The organism is Kocuria sp. NBRC 114282 (genome assembly GCF_030268385.1).
In the GTDB taxonomy this organism is placed as follows: Bacteria; Actinomycetota; Actinomycetes; order Actinomycetales; family Micrococcaceae; genus Kocuria; species Kocuria palustris.
This window is the reverse complement of the sequence record NZ_BSQO01000004.1, coordinates 92,953-110,125: the sequence shown is the minus strand read 5'-3', so window position 1 is coordinate 110,125 and position 17,173 is coordinate 92,953. Positions and strand designations below refer to the sequence as shown.

General features: G+C 69.7%; 15 protein-coding genes. 7 read left to right on the top strand and 8 right to left on the bottom strand.

Translation table 11 applies throughout. The features are described 5' to 3' along the window. Window positions 1-149: 149 nt before the first annotated feature. The 7 genes from QSJ40_RS09035 to QSJ40_RS09005 all read right to left on the bottom strand — a co-directional run bounded on the left by QSJ40_RS09035 (window position 150) and on the right by QSJ40_RS09005 (window position 6,823). A complete protein-coding gene (locus QSJ40_RS09035) occupies window positions 150-1,193 on the bottom strand; it encodes a Gfo/Idh/MocA family protein (protein WP_006214568.1) in 1,044 nt (347 codons plus the stop codon). 63 nt (window positions 1,194-1,256) lie between these two features. Continuing rightward, a complete protein-coding gene (gene iolB, locus QSJ40_RS09030; protein WP_006214569.1) occupies window positions 1,257-2,129 on the bottom strand; it encodes a 5-deoxy-glucuronate isomerase in 873 nt (290 codons plus the stop codon). A 31-nt stretch (window positions 2,130-2,160) separates the two neighbouring features. Continuing rightward, on the bottom strand, window positions 2,161-3,054 hold the full coding sequence (locus tag QSJ40_RS09025; protein ID WP_006214570.1) for a Cgl0159 family (beta/alpha)8-fold protein: 894 nt from the start codon (window positions 3,052-3,054) through the stop codon (window positions 2,161-2,163). Continuing rightward, window positions 3,051-4,073 (bottom strand): 5-dehydro-2-deoxygluconokinase, encoded by a 1,023-nt coding sequence (gene iolC / locus QSJ40_RS09020; RefSeq protein ID WP_006214571.1) that lies wholly within the window; start codon window positions 4,071-4,073, stop codon window positions 3,051-3,053. The genes QSJ40_RS09025 and iolC overlap by 4 nt, the downstream gene beginning before the upstream one ends. A 61-nt stretch (window positions 4,074-4,134) precedes the next feature. After that, the gene (locus QSJ40_RS09015; protein WP_006214572.1) at window positions 4,135-4,524 is read right to left on the bottom strand and encodes a tautomerase family protein; all 390 of its coding nucleotides are present in this window, start codon (window positions 4,522-4,524) and stop codon (window positions 4,135-4,137) included. Between the two features lie 46 nt (window positions 4,525-4,570). Beyond that, window positions 4,571-5,575 (bottom strand): sugar phosphate isomerase/epimerase family protein, encoded by a 1,005-nt coding sequence (locus tag QSJ40_RS09010; RefSeq protein WP_006214573.1) that lies wholly within the window; start codon window positions 5,573-5,575, stop codon window positions 4,571-4,573. A 63-nt stretch (window positions 5,576-5,638) separates the two neighbouring features. Continuing rightward, window positions 5,639-6,823: a Gfo/Idh/MocA family protein gene (locus tag QSJ40_RS09005; protein WP_006214574.1), complete on the bottom strand. Its 1,185-nt coding sequence runs from the start codon at window positions 6,821-6,823 to the stop codon at window positions 5,639-5,641. 311 nt (window positions 6,824-7,134) lie between these two features. On the opposite strand from QSJ40_RS09005, the gene iolD reads away from it, so the two are divergent. The 7 genes from iolD to QSJ40_RS08970 all read left to right on the top strand — a co-directional run bounded on the left by iolD (window position 7,135) and on the right by QSJ40_RS08970 (window position 15,648). Then, window positions 7,135-9,048, top strand: coding sequence for a 3D-(3,5/4)-trihydroxycyclohexane-1,2-dione acylhydrolase (decyclizing) (iolD, locus tag QSJ40_RS09000; protein ID WP_006214576.1), 1,914 nt, complete (start codon window positions 7,135-7,137; stop codon window positions 9,046-9,048). A 58-nt stretch (window positions 9,049-9,106) separates the two neighbouring features. Beyond that, the gene (locus tag QSJ40_RS08995) at window positions 9,107-10,600 is read left to right on the top strand and encodes a CoA-acylating methylmalonate-semialdehyde dehydrogenase (RefSeq protein ID WP_006214577.1); all 1,494 of its coding nucleotides are present in this window, start codon (window positions 9,107-9,109) and stop codon (window positions 10,598-10,600) included. A 40-nt stretch (window positions 10,601-10,640) separates the two neighbouring features. Then, complete coding sequence (locus QSJ40_RS08990) at window positions 10,641-11,576, top strand: TIM barrel protein (protein ID WP_006214578.1); 936 nt, start codon at window positions 10,641-10,643, stop codon at window positions 11,574-11,576. A gap of 39 nt (window positions 11,577-11,615) precedes the next feature. Beyond that, entirely contained in the window at window positions 11,616-12,488 is an 873-nt protein-coding gene (locus QSJ40_RS08985; RefSeq protein WP_285730364.1) for a sugar phosphate isomerase/epimerase family protein, read from the top strand. Between the two features lie 57 nt (window positions 12,489-12,545). Further along, complete coding sequence (locus QSJ40_RS08980) at window positions 12,546-13,751, top strand: Gfo/Idh/MocA family protein (RefSeq protein ID WP_278857454.1); 1,206 nt, start codon at window positions 12,546-12,548, stop codon at window positions 13,749-13,751. 20 nt (window positions 13,752-13,771) lie between these two features. Continuing rightward, window positions 13,772-14,551 carry a sulfite exporter TauE/SafE family protein gene (locus QSJ40_RS08975; RefSeq protein ID WP_006214581.1) on the top strand — a complete coding sequence of 260 codons (780 nt, stop codon included), beginning with the start codon at window positions 13,772-13,774 and terminating at the stop codon, window positions 14,549-14,551. A gap of 68 nt (window positions 14,552-14,619) precedes the next feature. Then, window positions 14,620-15,648: a Gfo/Idh/MocA family protein gene (locus QSJ40_RS08970; protein ID WP_006214582.1), complete on the top strand. Its 1,029-nt coding sequence runs from the start codon at window positions 14,620-14,622 to the stop codon at window positions 15,646-15,648. A gap of 21 nt (window positions 15,649-15,669) precedes the next feature. Here QSJ40_RS08970 and QSJ40_RS08965 read toward each other — a convergent pair whose 3' ends face one another. Beyond that, window positions 15,670-17,118, bottom strand: a complete 1,449-nt coding sequence (locus tag QSJ40_RS08965; RefSeq protein ID WP_006214583.1) for a sugar porter family MFS transporter — start codon at window positions 17,116-17,118, stop codon at window positions 15,670-15,672. Window positions 17,119-17,173 lie beyond the last annotated feature (55 nt).

Genomic DNA, 17,173 nt, shown 5'->3' with positions numbered 1-17,173 from the left:
GCGTCCTCAGCTCCGCTCGGGCTGTGGGAGCCGCCCGGGCGCTCCGCTGCTCGGGCGCCTCGGCTCCACAGGTGTCCGAACATACCCCGGATCTCCCTCGTCGTATGTGAAGAACGAGGCGATCCGGGGCGCTCAGCCCGCCATCCGGCTCACGGACGCTCGCGCGTGGTGACCGGGACGAACCTCCCTGCGCTCAGCGACTCCTCCGCCGCAGCGCAGGTGGCAGCGGCCAGGTAGCCGTCCCAGGCCGTGGCCGAGCGCTCGTCCACATTGGAGCCGTCGGAGATCGCAGCCACCCAGGCCTGCACCTGGGCGTCGTAGGCGTCGACGAAGCGCGGGCGGAAGTCTCCGGGCAGCGAGCCGTCCCAGGTGCCGTCGGGACGGTGCGTGGTGACCCGCTGGACGCCCATGCCGATCGTCGCGATGCCCTTCGAGCCCAGCACCTCCGTGCGGACCTCGTATCCGGAGGCCGTGTTGACGTAGAGCTCGTCGGTCACGATCCGCCCTGAGGCGGTGCGGAAGATGAAGATCATGGGGTCGTGCTGGCCCTCGGGCGCACGGGGGCCCGGCAGCGGAAGGACGGTCTGGACCTCGGTGACGGGCTCGTCGAGGAAGTAGGAGATGGCGTCGACCTCGTGGACGGCGGAGTCGTAGACCATCATCGAGTCCACGAACCCGGGCAGTGTGTGCGCGTTGCGGTGCTTGCAGTTGATCACGCTCACCTCCCCCAGTTCGCCCGCCTCCATGGCGTCCTTGAGCTCGGCGTACTCCCGGTCGAAGCGGCGCATGAAGCCCACGGACACATAGGTCCCGCCAGAGTCGCGCTCCGCCTCGACCACCGCATATGCGTCCTCGGGGCTCATGGCCAGCGGCTTCTCGCACAGCACCGGCTTGCTCGCCCGGATGCAGGCGATGGTCTGGTCCTTGTGGAAGCTGCCGGGAGTCGCGATGATCACCGCGTCGACGTCGTCTGCGGAGATCACCTCCTCCGGGCTGCCGACGGCGCGTGCGCCCGGAGCGCCCGCGGCCACCTTCTGGGCAGTCTCCGCGCTGTAGTCGTTGACGACCGTCACCCGGGCGCCCTTGATCCGCCGGGTGATGCGCTCCACGTGGTCCGCGCCCATCTGCCCCACGCCGATCACGCCCACACGGACGTCGGTGGGTCCTGTCAGTTCCTCTGCGGCCTCAGCCATGGTTCTTCTCCTCGATTCGTCGTCGTGCCCGGTCGGGATCCCTTCCCCGACCGCGGGCGGGGTTCAGGAGCGCCCGCTCAGCCGCGGATCCGGGCCAGCACTGTCCCAGGTGCCGCGCACCCAGGTCTGCTCGGGGTGGTCGGTGATGTTCCAGGCCCGTTGCGGCTCGGGCCCGGCCATGACATTCAGGTAGTACATGTCGTGCCCCGGCGCTGCGGCACACGGACCGTGCCAGCCGCTCGGGACCAGGACGACGTCGCCTGCGCGGACCTCGGCGAGCGTGTCCACGGGGCGGGAGGGATCCGACGACGACGTCTGGTGCAGTCCGAAGCCCGGGCCGCCCTCGGGCGAGGACTGGATCTCGTAGTAGTAGATCTCCTCGAGCTCGGACTCCTGGGACGTGGTCTCGTCGTGCTTGTGCGCGGGATAGCTGGACCAGTTGCCGCCGGGGGTCACCACCTCGCAGGCGATGAGGGAGTCGCAGTCATCGAAGGACCCGACCGTCCCGAAGTTGCGGACCATGCGGGTCATGTTCCCGCCCCCGCGGATCTCCACAGGGATGTCCTCGGCCCGGATCAGGGCCACGGGATGGCGGTTCCCGGCCCGCGCGGTGGCCACCGCGAAGCGGCCGCCCTGCGCGCTGGAGACGGTGATCGACTCTCCGACCGGGACATAGAGCACATCCGTGGGCCCGGCGAAGACGTCCGTGCGCCCCCTCAGGTCGTGGACGGCGCCGTCGACCTCGACCGCGCACGCACCGCTCAGCGGCACGATCATGGCCTCCACGCCGTCGGCCGTCCAGGACTCGGATCCTCCGGCGGCCAGGACGAGGACCTGCAGGCCCGTGTGGACCCACCCCTCTCGCTCCCCCGGTCGCACGACGGTGTCCCACGGCCCTTCGGCGGTGGTTCCGGCGGGCAGATGAAGTTCGCTCATGTCAGCTCCTCCTCGTATGCATGCTGTTGGCTCAGCGGGTCATCTCCACCGCGGTCGACACCGCGGAGGTGACGTCCCCGTCCGCGGGGTAGAGCAGGGTGCGCCCGACGACGAGCCCCCTGACATTCGGGCAGGCCAGTGCGGTGCGCCATGACGCGCGGACCTCGTCGGGGTCCTTGCCGACGGGATCGCCGCCGAGGATCACCGAGGGCAGGGTCGTGGCATCCATGACCCGCTCCATGTCATCGACCGCGGGGATCTTCAGCCAGGTGTAGGCGCTCGTGGTGCCCAGGCCCTGGGCGATGTGGATCGAGCGGATGACGCCCTCGGGAGTCAGGTCGTTGACCACTCGGCCGTCCCGGCGCGAGGACATGAAGGGCTCGACCATGGCGATCAGCTCCTCCCGGGCCAGCTCCGAGACGGCGTCCGCGCTCCACTGCAGCGTCTTGGAGGTGCGCTCGTCCTCGAGGTCGATCCTCGTGAGCATCTTGCCGCCGTCGAATCCAGCCGCGCGGATCGACCGGGCGTCGTAGGCGGTGAACCGGTCTTCGATCTCCCAGCTGCCGCCCTGCAGCCCGCCGCGGTTCATGGACGCGAAGACGACCTTGTCCTCGAGCGCGCCGAGCAGCAGGAGGTCCTCCAGAACATCGGCGGTGCCCAGCACCCCATCGACACCGGGAACGGCCAGCGCCTCCCTCAGCCGGTCGAGCAGCTCGGTCCTGCTGGCCATGGCGTCGGTGCGCGCTCCGGATCCCAGGGCTCCGCGGGCCGGGTGGTCGGCGGCCACTATCATCATCGCGCCGTCCACCTCTGCGACGGTGCGACGCTTGCGGGTCGCCGCCAAGCGGGCGATGCGCCCCGGATCCTGCAGACGGATCTCGGTGATCTCCGCGTAGGAGCGGGCGAACGGATCGGCGGCGGTCATGCTGTCTGCTCCTCGAGGCCGCGCGCGCGGATGGCCGCGAGCATCTGGTCGATGGACTTGCCCTGATTGGGATCGCCGCCGCTGATCAGGAGGTCGATCTCCTCCGAGGTGGGCATGGCGGTGGAGCACTCCAGGCGGCTCGTGACGATCGCCCCGGCCGCGTTGCAGCGCGTGAGGATGGTCTCGAGGTTCTGGCCCTGAAGCAGCCCGTGGCACAGCGAGCCGCCGAAGCTGTCGCCGGCCCCCAGCCCGTTGATCACCTGGATCATGTTCGGCGGGACCTCCACGCGGTGCTCGGCCGTCTTGCCGAGGACGCCCTTGGGCCCCTGTTTGACGATGGCCACGGAGACTCCGGCCTCCAGCAGAGCGTCGGCGGCCCGCTCCGGCTCGGTCTCCCCGACGGCGACCTCGCACTCCTCCTTGTTGCCCACCGCGACGGTCGTGTGCTTGAGCGCCTCGCGGTACTGCTCACGTGCCTCATCCTTGGAGGACCAGAACATGGGCCGGTAGTCGAGGTCGAAGACCGTGTGCTCCGTGCGGCCCCGCGCCTCCAGCGCCGTGAAGTGGGCGGCGCGGCTCGGCTCCTCCGACAGGCCCGTTCCGGAGAACCAGAACAGGGGGACCTCGCGGATGGCATCCAGATCGAGATCCTCCGGGCTCACCTGCAGATCCGGAGCCGACGGACGCCGGTAGAAGTACAGGGGGAAGTCATCGGGTGGGAAGATCTCGCAGAATGTGACCGGCGTGGAGAGGTCGTCGTCCGTGATCACGTATCGGGGATCAACGCCCAGGCGCTGCATCTCGGTGCGGACGTAGGCACCGAACGGGTCGTCGCCGACGCCCGAGATCACGGCCGGACGATCGCCCAGCCGTGCGGCCGCCACCGCGACATTGGTCGGGCTACCGCCCAGGAACTTGCCGAAGGTGTCGACCTCGGCCAGGGACCTCCCCACGGCCAGAGGGTAGATGTCGACGCCGCAGCGTCCGAAGGTGATGATGTTGAGATCGCCGAGCGACATGTGGAACAGCTCCTAGCGTTTTGGTGAGGAGTGGATCTGGGGCGGGATTCGGTGCGGATGCTCACAGCTCGCCCGTGAGGAACTGCGCGCGCCCGTGCCCGAAGGACCAGTCGGCCCTCTCGTTGGCCACGACCGAGACGATCAGATCCTCTGGGCGCACCAGGTCCGCCTGGTCGAGACGAGCCGCCAACTCCCGGTAGACGGCCTGCTTCTGCTCGTCGGAGCGCCCCTGCTGAGTGATCTGCACGATCACGATCCCGTCGCTGCGCTCGATGCCTAGCCCGGTGTCCTCGGCGATGATGCTGCCGAGGGGCAGTTCCTCGAGGATTTGGTAGCGATCCCCCGGAGGCGCGGCGAAGTGCTCCAGCATCACCTCCTGGACGATGTCTGCCAGCCGCCGCTTCTCCTGCGGCGTGCGGCCCTCGTGCATGGTCATGCGCACCAGCGGCATGGTCTGCTCCTCTCCGGGGCTTCGGGGGATCCCTGGGCCTGCACGATCACAGGCCGGCCTGCCGAGCTGCGTCGAGCAGGGTGCGAGCGCCGATCTCCAGCCCTTCGACCCGGCCGAAGGCAGCGTCCTCGTGCTCGATGTTGATGTTCATGTCCGGGTCGGCTGCGGCTGCCGCGCGCAGGAAGTCCGCCCAGTAGTCCGTGTCATGGCCCTGCCCGAGCGCGACGAAGCGCCAGGCCGGGTCCTCGGGCCAGCTGGAGCACCAGTGGCCGATGCCCGTGGGCACACGCTGCGCAGGATCCTCGGGGACCGGACCGAAGGCGGTGTCCAGGACCCCGCGCAGCGCAGCCCCGGGGAGCACGGCGGTGTCCTTGGCGTGGACGTGGAAGACGTGCTCACCCAGCTCCTGGATGCTGCGAATGGGGTCCATCTGCTGCCAGAACAGGTGGGACGGGTCCAGGTTCATGCCGATGTTCGTGGGCTCCACGCGCTCCAGGAACTGCTGGAAAGTCACCGGGGAGAACACGAGATTGCGCGGGTGCAGCTCCAGGGCGATCTTCACGTCCCGGGTGCGGGCCAGCTCGTCGATCTCCTTCCAGAACGGCACGGCGACGCTCCACTGGTAATCGAGCGACTCCAGATCGATGCCGTTCCAGGGGTTGACGACCCACGCCGGGCGCTGAGCTCCGGGGTCGGTGCCCGGAGTGCCGGACATCGCCACGATCTCGCGCACCCCGAGCTCGGCGGCGACGTCGATGCTGCGCCGCAGGTCGTGCGCGTGCACGATGCCCTCCGTGGGCAGCGGTGACAGCGGGTTGCCGGAGACCGCCAGACCGGTCAGCTCCATCCCGCGGTCGGAGAACTCCCGGAGGTAGTCCCGCCGGGCCTGCCCGCTGGCCAGCAGCGCGTCGACCGGCAGATGCGGGCTGGGGATGAAGCCGCCTGCGTTGACCTCCGCGCCGGTCAGGCCGAGCCCGGCCAGGACGTCCAGGGCCTCTCCGAGGCTTCGCTCCTGGAGGCATGCGGTGTAGGCGCCGTAGGTCAGTGCCATGGTGGGGTCCCGTCTCTCGTTGGAGTGTTGCTGTGGGGATGCGGTGGGCGCTGCCGGTGCAGCTCAGTCGATCGCGACCGCTCCGCCGCCGGAGCGGGCGGACTGGGCAACTGCTTCGAGGATGCGCATCTCGCGATAGCCGTCGGCGAAGGTCGCGTTGGCGGGTAGCGCGCCGTCGGTGATCCCCGCGACCTGCTGGATGAAGGCATGAGCCTGGTAGGTGAACTGCTCGATCTGGTTGAGCCCCACCCCGGCGAAGGCCATCGAGGAGCCGTCGCGGAAGTAGGGGAACTCGGGGCTGGCCAGCACCTGGCGCAGTCCGCCCAGGCCCGTGGGGCTGGAGGAGTCCGCGATCCGGATCTCGCCGGTGCGGGCCAGGCTCCACATGGCCGTGCCCTCCGAGCCCATGACGCTCAGCGCCTTGTCGTTGGGCATCCCGTAGGCCACCCGGGAGCATGAGAACGTCCCCAGCGCACCGGAGGCGAAGCGGGCGGTGAAGGTTGCGACGTCGTCGTTCTCCACGGCCTCCCGCGGCGCATCGGCGGCAGCGGACACCCCGCGCCCGCCGGCCACAGCGCCCTCCAGCACCGGCCGCTCCTGGATGATGGTGGCCAGCTGCGCACCGGAGACCTCGACGATCGGGCCCCCGATGAGCTCCGCGGAGTCGACCAGGTGGCTGCCCACGTCGCCCAGGGCGCCCGAGCCCATGGGGCCGCGGTAGCGCCAGGCCATGGGGACCTGCGGATCGGCGCCGTAGTCGCACCAGTAGTGCGCGTCGATGTGCCCGATCGTCCCCAGAGACCCGTCCGCGGCGATCTTGGCGAGCATGGCCACCCCGGCGTTGCGGCGGAACGTGAAGCCAGTCGCGAAGACCTGATCAGGGTGCGCCGCCTCGATCTCGGCCATGGCCTGGGCGTCCTCGAGCGTGCCGGCCAGGGGCTTCTCGCACAGGACGTGCTTGCCGCGCTCCGCCATGGCCTGGGCGATCTCCCGGTGCAGGGCGTTGCCCACGACGATCGAGACCACGTCGATGCTCGGGTCCTCGGCGATCTCGTGCCAGTCCGAGACGGCGCGCTCGTAGCCGTAGTGCGCCGCGGCGTCCTGCGCGAAGGGCAGGTGCATGTCCGCGATGACGGCGAGCCTGATCTTCGGCAGCGGCCCGTAGACCGTCTGGGCCTGGCGCCAGGCGTTGGCGTGGGTGCGACCGGCCATGCCGGCCCCGATCACTGCGACGGAGATCTGCTCCATGATCCGGCTCCTGCGAGGGTGAGGCGTGTGGGTCAGGTCCGGCGGCGAGCGCCGCGAACTTTGTCCGGCTTTGTCATGTCTTATGTCATGCGCATTGCGATGTGACCGAGCACACCACACAGAGATCCCCGTGTCAACGGCTCAATACCCGACTTACATCTCTATTTCATGTACTGACAATCACTTGACATAGTGACGCAGACCTCACAGGATGGAGGGCATCCGCAGCCGGTGCGGAAGGGGCCTTCTCGAGCTTCTCCCCGGCAGCACTCGCGGCAGACCACGTCACGGCAGCACGGCACGGAGGCACCATGAGCAAGGACCATCCCGCGGACTCGCCCGCCACCATCCGCCTCACCGTCGGGCAGGCGCTGGTGCGCTTCCTCGCCGCCCAGCACACCGAGCGCGACGGCATCCGGCAGCGCCTGATCCCCGGCGCCTTCGGCATCTTCGGGCACGGCAACGTGGCCGGCGTCGGCCAGGCGCTGCTCCAGAACGCGATCGATCCGCACGAGGCCGAGGCGCCGCTGGCCTACTACCAGGCGCGCAACGAGCAGAACATGGTCCACGCGGCCGTCGCGTTCGCCCGCACCCGCAATCGGCTGCAGACCATGGCCTGCACGGCCTCGATCGGCCCGGGCTCCACGAACATGGTCACGGGCGCCGCGCTGGCCACGATCGACCGCATCCCCGTGCTGCTGCTGCCGAGCGACGTCTTCGCCAGCAGGGCGGTCGACCCCGTCCTGCAACAGCTCGAGGACGAGCGCGCCATGGACGTCACGGTCAACGACGCCTTCCGCCCGGTCTCCCGCTACTTCGACCGCATCTGGCGACCGGAGCAGCTGATCCCCAGCGCCCTGGCCGCCATGCGCGTCCTGGCCGACCCCGCCGAGACGGGTGCCGTGACCCTCTGCCTGCCGCAGGACGTCCAGGCAGAGGCCCATGACTGGCCCGTCGAGTTCTTCCGCGAGCACACCTGGCACAGCGCCCGGCCCGTGCCGGAGCCTGCAGCCCTGGAGCGCGCCGTCGAGGTCATCCGCTCGGCTCAGCGCCCGGTCATCGTGGCCGGCGGAGGCGTGATCTACTCCGAGGCCGCGGAAGCCCTGACCGCCCTGGCCGAGGCCACCGGCATCCCGGTCCTCGACACGCAGGCCGGCAAGGGCGCGATCCACGCCGATCACCCCTGCGCGATCGGCGGCGTGGGCGCCACCGGCAACGACGCCGCGAACGAGCTCGCCGCCCAGGCGGATGTCGTGATCGGCATCGGCACGCGCTACACCGACTTCACCACGGCCTCCCACACCGCCTTCCGCGATCCGGATGTCCGCTTCGTGAACGTGAACGTCAAGGCCTTCGACGCCGCCAAGCACAGCGCGACCATGGTCGTGGCCGATGCGCGAGCCGGCATGGAGGCCCTCGTCGAGAAGCTCGACGGCTTCCGCGCACCGGAGGAGCACCTGCGCCGAGCCCAGGAGCTGCGCGCGGCATGGGACGAGCGGGTGGCCCCGTGCTTCCAGCCGCACGATCAGGAGCTTCCGGCGCAGACCGAGATCTTCGGGGCGCTCAACGAGCTCATGGGCGACACGGACATCGTCATCAACGCCGCCGGGTCCATGCCGGGCGACCTCCAGGCGCTGTGGAAGGCCCGCAGCCCGCAGCAGTACCACCTGGAGTACGGCTACTCCTGCATGGGCTACGAGCTGCCGGCGTCCATGGGCGTGAAGATGGCCGCCCCCGACTCCCAGGTCGTGGCCATCATCGGCGACGGCACGTTCCAGATGGCTCCGCAGGAGATCGCCACGATCGTGGCCGAGGACCTCAAGGTCATCCTCGTCATCCTCCAGAACCACGGCTGGTCCTCGATCGGCGCCCTGTCCGAGTCCCACGGCTCCCAGCGCTTCGGCACCAAGTACCGGATGCGCAGCGGCGAGACGGGGATGCTCGACGGCGGCCTGGTGCCCCTGGACATCGCGGCCAACATCCGCAGCTACGGGCTCGAGGTGCAGGAGGTCCGGACCACCGAGGACTTCCGCCAGGCCTACCGACGGGCAGAGGCCGCGCCGAAGGCCACGGCGATCGTCGTGGAGACCGAGCTGCTCGGCCCCAATCCGCCGGGCATCGGTTGGTGGGACGTCCCGGTCTCGCAGGTCTCGCGCCTGGAGTCCACCCAGCGCGCCTACCAGGAGTACGAGTCCGCCCGGACTCCCCAGCGCCACTACCTCTGACCCGGGCCCGCTCGATCGGGTCCCCCATTCGCAGCACAGCAACTTCGAGGAGCAGAACATGTACGAGATCTCGCACTGGATCGGCGGCCAGGATTCCACCGGCGCCGCAGGCACGCAGCCCATCTACAACCCGGCCACCGGCGAGGCCGTCGGCACGCTCCACCTGGGCGATGCCTCCACGGTCGACGAGGCCGTGCGCACCGCCGCCGAGGCCCAGCGCGAGTGGGGTCGGGCCTCCCTGGCCCGCCGCACCCAGGTCATGTACCGGATGCGCGAGCTCGTGATCGCCGCGACCGACGAGATCGCCGCCGCCATCACCCGCGAGCACGGCAAGACGCTTCCGGATGCGCGCGGTGAGATCGCCCGCGGCCTCGAGACCCTGGAGTTCGCCACGTCGATCACCCAGGAGCTGCAGGGCATGTTCGCCGAGAACGTGTCCACGGGCATCGACGTCCACACCATGCGCCAGCCGCTGGGCGTCGTCGCCGGCATCACGCCCTTCAACTTCCCGGCCATGGTCCCGTTCTGGATGCACCCCATCGCGATCGCCACCGGCAACGCGTTCATCCTCAAGCCCTCCGAGCGCGATCCTTCCGCGTCCAACATCATCGCCCGGCTCTACCAGGAGGCCGGCCTGCCCGACGGCGTCTTCCAGGTCGTCCACGGCGGCAAGGTCACGGTCGACGCCCTGCTGACCCACCCGGGGATCTTCGCGGTCTCCTTCGTCGGCTCCACGCCGATCGCCCAGCACGTGCACGAGACGGCCGCCAAGCACGGCAAGCGCGTCCAGGCTCTCGGCGGCGCCAACAACCACGCCGTGGTCATGCCGGACGCCAACGTGCAGCTGGCCGCGGCTCAGATCGCCTCAGGAGCCTTCGGTTCGGCAGGCGAGCGGTGCATGGCAGTGCCGGTGGCCGTGACGGTGGGCGACGTCCACGACGACTTCGTGGCCGCCATCGCCGAGGAGGCCAGGAAGCTCGTGGTCGGCCCCGGCGATCAGGACTCCACGGACATGCCTCCGGTCATCACCCCGGATGCCCGCGAGCGCGTCATCCGCATGACCGACGAGGCCGAGGCCGCCGGTGCGACCGTCGTGGTCGACGGCCGCTCCCTGGTCGTGAAGGGTTACGAGAACGGCAACTTCGTGGGGCCGGTCGTGCTGACCGACGTCCCGCGAGATCACTCGACCTACACCGACGAGGTCTTCGGCCCCATGCTCGTGGTCATGCACGTCAACAACTTCGACGAGGCCCTGGAGCTCGTGAACTCCTCGCCCTTCGGCAACGGCACCGCGATCTTCACCGCCTCAGGGCACTATGCCCGCCGCTACCAGGAGGAGGTCACGGTCGGGATGATCGGCGTGAACGTGCCGATCCCCACGCCGGTCGGCTACTCGTCGTTCGGCGGTTGGAAGGACTCGCTGTTCGGCGAGCACCACGCCCACGGCCCCGAGGCCGTCGGCTTCTACACCCGGCAGAAGGCCATGACCACCCGCTGGCCGCATCAGGACGAGCACGTGGAGACCTCCATGAGCTTCCCCACCCACGGCTGATCCCACCCGGCCCGCCCAGACGCCTCGAAGGAGAAGAGCCATGACCGCTCAGGACAAGTCCCGCAATCCGCAGAAGCCCTACGACAAGCTCACCATCGGAGTGTGCCCCGATCAGTGGGGCGTGTGGTTCCCGGAGGACGAGAAGCAGATCCCCTGGCAGAATGCCCTCGAGGAGATGGCCGAGGCGGGCTTCTCCGTGATGGAGACCGGGCCGTGGGGCTACTTCCCCCAGGACGCCAAGGAGCTGCAGCGGGTCATGGACGCCAACGGCTTCCGCGTGGTGGCCGGGACCGGGTGGGGCGTGCTGCACAAGGCCGAGGCGTGGGCCGAGACCGAGCGGACCTTCCGCGCGATCGCAGAGACCCATGCGGCTGTGGGCGCGGAGTACATGGTCCACCTGCCGCCGCTGTACCGCGACGACAAGACATGGGAGTTCACGGACGACCGCAAGCTCACGGGTGAGGCCTGGAAGCTCTATGTGGACAACGCCAATCGCCTGGGTCAGCTGCTCAAGGACGACTACGGCCTGACCATGGTCCTGCACCCGCACGGCGACAGCCACATCGAGACCCCCGAGGAGATCACCCGGATCTTCCAGGCGACCGACCCCGAGTACGTCTCCTTCTGCCTGGACACCGGGCACATCGTCTACGGCGGGGGCGATCCGCTGTTCATGGCGCAGGAGTACCCCGAGCGCATCGGCTACGTGCACATCAAGGCCTTTGACCCGGAGATCACCCGGATCGCCCATGAGGAGGACTGGCCGTTCGGGAAGGCCGTGGCCGAGGGCGCCTCGGTGCGCCCGCCGGCCGGAGAGCCGGACATGAACCGGCTGGTGGACGTGCTGGCGGGGCTGGACAAGGAGCTCTACGTGATCTGCGAGCAGGACCTGTACCCCTGCGACCCGTCGGTGCCCCTGCCGAACGCGATCGCCACCCGAGAGTTCCTCGCCGAGTGCGGCCTGGGCCTCAAGTGAGCGCCTAAGCCGGCGCCGCGCACGAGGAGAGGACACGAGATGGTGAAGATCCTGCTGGACCCGAGCATGTACCACCCGCACCTGACGGTGGCTCAGGAGCTGCACAAGGCCGCGGAGCTGGGCTTCGACTACCTGGAGCTCTCGCCGCGGGCGGACTTCCACGAATGGCACCACTACCCCAAGGTCGATCGCCATCAGATCTCCGAGGTGAAGAAGGCCTCCGAGGAGTCGGGGGTCAGGATCTGGTCGTTCAACCCGGTGTTCAACTGGGCGAGTCCCGATGAGCAGGAGCGCCAGGCGCAGGTGCGCAACTGGAAGCGGCTGCTGGAGATCGCCGATGCTCTGGAGGTGCCGCTGATCGCCACCGAGTTCTCGGGCGACCCTCAGCAGCCCCGGACCTCGGAGCACCAGTTCTACCGCTCCATGGAGGAGCTGATCCCCGTCTTCGAGCGCTACGGGATCGAGTGCACGATCGAGGCCCACCCGTACGACTTCGTGGAGACGAACGACCGTGCAGTGCAGATCATCCGCGGGGTGGACCGCGACTGGCTGAACTACGAGTTCTGCTTCCCGCACGCTTTCCACCTGGGCGAGGGGCGCACGGACCTGCTGCCGATGCTCGACTACGCCGGCGACCGGCTCAAGCACCTGCACATCGCGGACGTCTACAACCACCTGGCCAACGTGGGCAACCGCTACATCATCAACCCACCCGGCGTCGACGCCCGCGTGCACCAGCACAACGAGATCGGCAACGGCGAGATCCCCTGGGACGTCGCGTTCCCCTACCTGCGCGAGAAGGGCTACGACGGGCCCGTATCGGTGTGCGTCTTCGGCTGGGAGGAGGACGCCGACGCCGCGAACATCCGCATGCGCGAGCGCCTCGAGGCGGAGCTCGGCACCGGATCCTGACGTCCTCGCCGCGCAGTGCGCGGCAAGGGCACGAGAACCTGCACAGATCGGAGCACCATGGCACGTGAGATCGGCATCGGAGTGGTCGGGCTCGGCTGGATGGGCCGCGTCCATTCCAGCGCGTACGCGAGGATGCGCGAGCGCTTCCCCGAGCTCGGGCTGCGCCCGCGCCTGATCGCGGCGGCGGATCCCGTGGCCGCCAATCAGGAGGCCGCCGTCGAGCAGTTCGGCTTCGAGCGCGCCGTGGACTCGATCGACGAGCTGCTCTCCGATCCCGCCGTCGAGGCGGTGTCGATCTGCTCGCCGAACTTCCTGCACCGCGACCTCGCCGTGGCGGCCGCGCAGGCGGGCAAGCCCTTCTGGATCGAGAAGCCCATGGGCACCTCGGCGCAGCAGAGCCGGGAGATCCACGAGGCGGCCCGTGCGGCAGGCATCGCCACGGCCGTGGGCTTCAACTACCGCCATGCCCCGGCCGTCGAGCACATCCGGGCCCTCGTGCTCTCCGGGCGCCTGGGGCGGATCACCAACATCCGCTGCTGGCTGATCGCCGACTACGCCTCGTCCCCGGACGGGCCGCTCACCTGGCGCTACGACCGTGAGCGCGCCGGCAGCGGCGTGATCGGCGACCTGCTCTCGCACGGCGCTGACCTGGTGCAACACGTCCTGTCCGATCGCCTCTCCGAGGTCACGGCGGACTCCGGGATCTTCATCGCGGATCGCCCGATCCCCACCAAGGTCGGCGTCGGCCACGGCGGCTTCGAGGTCGGGGACAAGCGCGGCCCCGTCGGCAATGAGGACTGGGTCGCGGCCCTGGGCCGCACCGCCTCCGGCACGCGGGTGACCCTGGAGTCCTCCCGCGTGGCCCGAGGCCACCGCAGCGACTACGCCCTGGAGGTCTTCGGCACGGAGGGCTCCGCGCGCTGGAGCTTCACGCGGATGAACGAGTTCGAGGTCCAGCTCGGCGACGGCGGCCTGGAGCACGGCTACACGACCGTGCTCGCCGGCGCGGGTCACGGACGGTACGCCAGCTTCCAGCCGGGCCCTGGCATCCCCATGAGCTTCGATGACCTCAAGGCCGTGGAGGGCTCGCTGTTCCTCTCAGATGTCGCCGGCGGAGGCAGCACGGCGCCCAACTCCGCAGACGGGCTCTCGGCGGCACTGGTGTGCGAGGCCGTCGTCGACTCGGCAGCCTCCCGCACCTGGCAGCCGATCCCCGCCGTGGAGGGGACCACCTTCGAGCAGCCCGGCGAGCAGCGCTCGTGAGCGGACGGGGCCGCTGAGCCGTGGGCCCGCTCGGCCTGCTTCCTGAGCTCGGCGCCGCCTCCTGGGTCCTGCTGGGCCTCGGAGCGGCGATTGTCGGGGTGTCCAAGACGGCGCTGCCCGGGGCTGCGACGGTCGCGGTCGGGCTGTTCGCCCTGGTGCTTCCGGCCAAGGAATCCACCGCAGCCCTCCTGCTCCTGCTGCTGGTCGGCGATGCCATGGCCCTGTGGGTCTACCGACGGGACCCCGACGTCGCCACGCTGCTGCGGCTGCTGCCCAGCGTCCTCGTGGGCATCGGCACCGGGGCCCTGTTCTTCCTGCTCGTGGACGGCGCCGTGGTGCAGAAGGTGATCGGCGCCGTCCTGCTCGCCCTGGTCCTGCTGACCCTCCTCCAGCGACGTCGAGCCGGAGAGCACGAGGACGGCCCCCGCGACGACCCGGCCCCACCCTCCCGGCGGGCTGGTGCGGGCTTCGGAGCACTGGGCGGTTTCACGACCATGGTCGCCAATGCCGGCGGCCCGGTCATGTCCCTGTACTTCCTGGCCATGCGGATGCCGGTCGTGACCTTCTTGGGCACGGCCGCGTGGTTCTTCGCCGTGGTCAACCTGATCAAGCTTCCGTTCTCCCTGGGTCTAGGACTCGTCTCCTCCGCCACGCTGGCCACGGACCTCGTCCTCGCTCCGCTGGTGCTGATCGGCGGCGGGTTCGGCGCGGCGATCGCGCCCCGCATCCCGCAGCGGGTGTTCGACGGCATCGTCCTGGCCCTCACCGTCTTCTCCGCGCTGGCTCTGATCCTGCGCTGAGACGGCTCTCTCACCTCGACATCTCCATCCGCTGCGATCCCGCAGCACGACAGGCAAGGAGCACGACGATGCGACTCGGACTCGTGGGCTACGGCAACGGCGGGCGGTTCTTCCACGCGCCGTTCATCGAAGCGGCGGACGACGTGGACCTGGTGGGGGTCGTCGCCCGCTCGGAGCGCACGCGCGCGGCGGTGCGAGAGGATCTTCCCGACGCCGCGATCCACGGCTCTCTGACGGAGATGCTGGCCAGCGGGGTCGACGCCGTCACGATCACCACGCCGCCTCAGACCCGCGAGCAGCTCGTGCTCGAGGCGATCGAGGCGGGCGTGCATGTGGTGGCTGACAAGCCGTTCGCCCCCACGGCCGAGGCTGGGCAGGCCATGGTCGATGCCGCCGAGCGCGCAGGCGTGATCCTGAGCGTCTTCCACAACCGCCGCTTCGACGCAGACGTGCGCACTGTGCGATCGGTGCTCGACGGCGGACGCCTCGGTCGCCTTCAGCGCGTCCACTCACGCTTCGACCTGGACCAGCCGGAACAGCTCGAGGCCGGCCCGGAGGGCGGACTGCTGCGGGATCTGGGAACGCACCTGGTGGATCAGATGATGTGGCTGCTGGGGCCCGTCACCGCGGTGAGCGCTCAGCTCGACGAGGTCGAGCTGCCGGAAGGGCGCACCGACGCGTCCTTCGTGCTGAGCCTGCGCCATCGCAGCGGGCCCGTGTCCTATGTGTCCTCCACCAAGCTGAACCACCTCCAGGAGCGCGAGCTGCTCGTCTACGGAGCCGGGGGCTCGTACGTCGCGCGCAGCAGCGATGTGCAGGCAGAGGCGATCTTCGCAGGCCAGCGGCCTGCCGCGGACAAGGCCGCCTGGGGCTATGAAGCGCCGGAGCGCTGGGGCGTCCTGCGCACGGAGTCTGGAGCGCAGAGGATCCCCTCTGAGCAGGGCGCCTACTTCGAGTTCTACGAGCAGTTCGCTCGCGCCTGCGCCGGCACCGGCCCGGCGCCCTCGCCCGGCGCAGAAGGCGTCGCTGTCCTGGCGGTGCTCGATGCTGCCCGCCGCAGCGCGCTCAGCGGGCAGTGGGAGGGTGTCCGGGACTGAGTCCGTCCCGTTCGGCTGCCTTCAGCGGCGGTGAGTCCGCTTCAGCTCCCCACCGGCGAAGGACTCCTCGATCTGCTCGAGCGAGCGCCCCTTGGTCTCCGGGACGAAGCGCCAGAAGAAGAACAGGCATGCCGCGCCCAGGGCGGAGAACAGGAAGAACGTCACCGTGATGCCGGTGGCCGAGACCACCTGCGGGAACAGCAGGGTCACTGTGGCGTTGGCCAGCCACATCATCAGCACCGATATCCCGATGCCCGCCCCGCGGAACTTCAGCGGGAAGATCTCGGCCAGGATGATCCACGCGCCGAAGCCGATCGAGGCCTGCATGCAGCCCACGAACAGCACCACGAAGATCAGGATGAAGATCGCCCGCCCCAGCCCCTCGGGCAGCAGCAGGGCGCTCAGCCCGATCAGCAGGTGCATGGACGTGATGCCCGTGAAGCCGAAGATCATCAGCCGGCGTCGTCCCACGCGGTCGATCAGGGCCATGCCGGTGAGCATGCCTATCACGGCGATCACGCCGTTGGCCACGTTGGCGATCAGGGCGGCCGAGGACGAGAAGCCCGCCTGCTCCAGCAGCAGCGTGCCGTAGTACATGACGGAGTTGATGCCGGAGAGCTGCTGGGACACGGCCACGCCGATGCCGATCAGCAGCACGCGGCGCACCCAGGGCTCGGTGCGCAGAGTCGCCAGCCCTCCCTCGTGCTGAGCCGCATCGCGAGCGGCCAGCCCCTCGACCTCCACGAGCTCTGCCTTGGCGCGCTCCGGAGTGCGGACCCGCTCCAGGACCTTCAGCGCGGCATCGCGGTCGCCCTGGGCCAGCAGCCAGCGCGGCGACTCCGGCATGCGCAGCATCCCGAAGAACAGCGCCAGCGCCGGCAGCGCGGCCACGGCCAGCATCACGCGCCAGTGCCCGGGGACCTCGTAGAACGCGCTGCCGATGATCGCGTTGATCAGGAACGCCAGCAGCTGACCGACCGCGATCATGACCTCGTTGCGCCCGGACATGGCCCCGCGGCGCTCGGTGGGGGCCATCTCCGAGAGGTAGACCGGCACGGTGACCGAGGCTCCGCCCACAGCCAGGCCCAGGACCACGCGGAACGCCACCATGACACCGGCGCTCGGGGCGAGCACGCAGCCCAGCGCCCCGATGAAGAACAGGACCGCCATGGCCAGGATCGTGCGCCGACGTCCCCAGCGGTCCGAGCAGCGCCCGCCGATGATTGCGCCGACTGCAGCGCCGATCAGCAGCGACGACGTCACGACGCCCTGCTCCATCGGGGAGAGATCCAGCGCCCCGGGCTCCGACATGGGGCCCAGGGCGCCGTTGATCACGCCCGTGTCGTAGCCGAAGAGAAGGCCGCCGAAGGTCGCGATGACCACCAGCTTGTCCAGGAAGCGCGAATGCTTCCCGGACGTCAGGGGAGGCAGGCCTGTGCCCTGCGCCCGACCGGTTCGCACCTGACTCATTCTCAATCCTCCGCGACCCGCGGGACCTCCATGTCCCGCGTCTTCGGAGACTGAC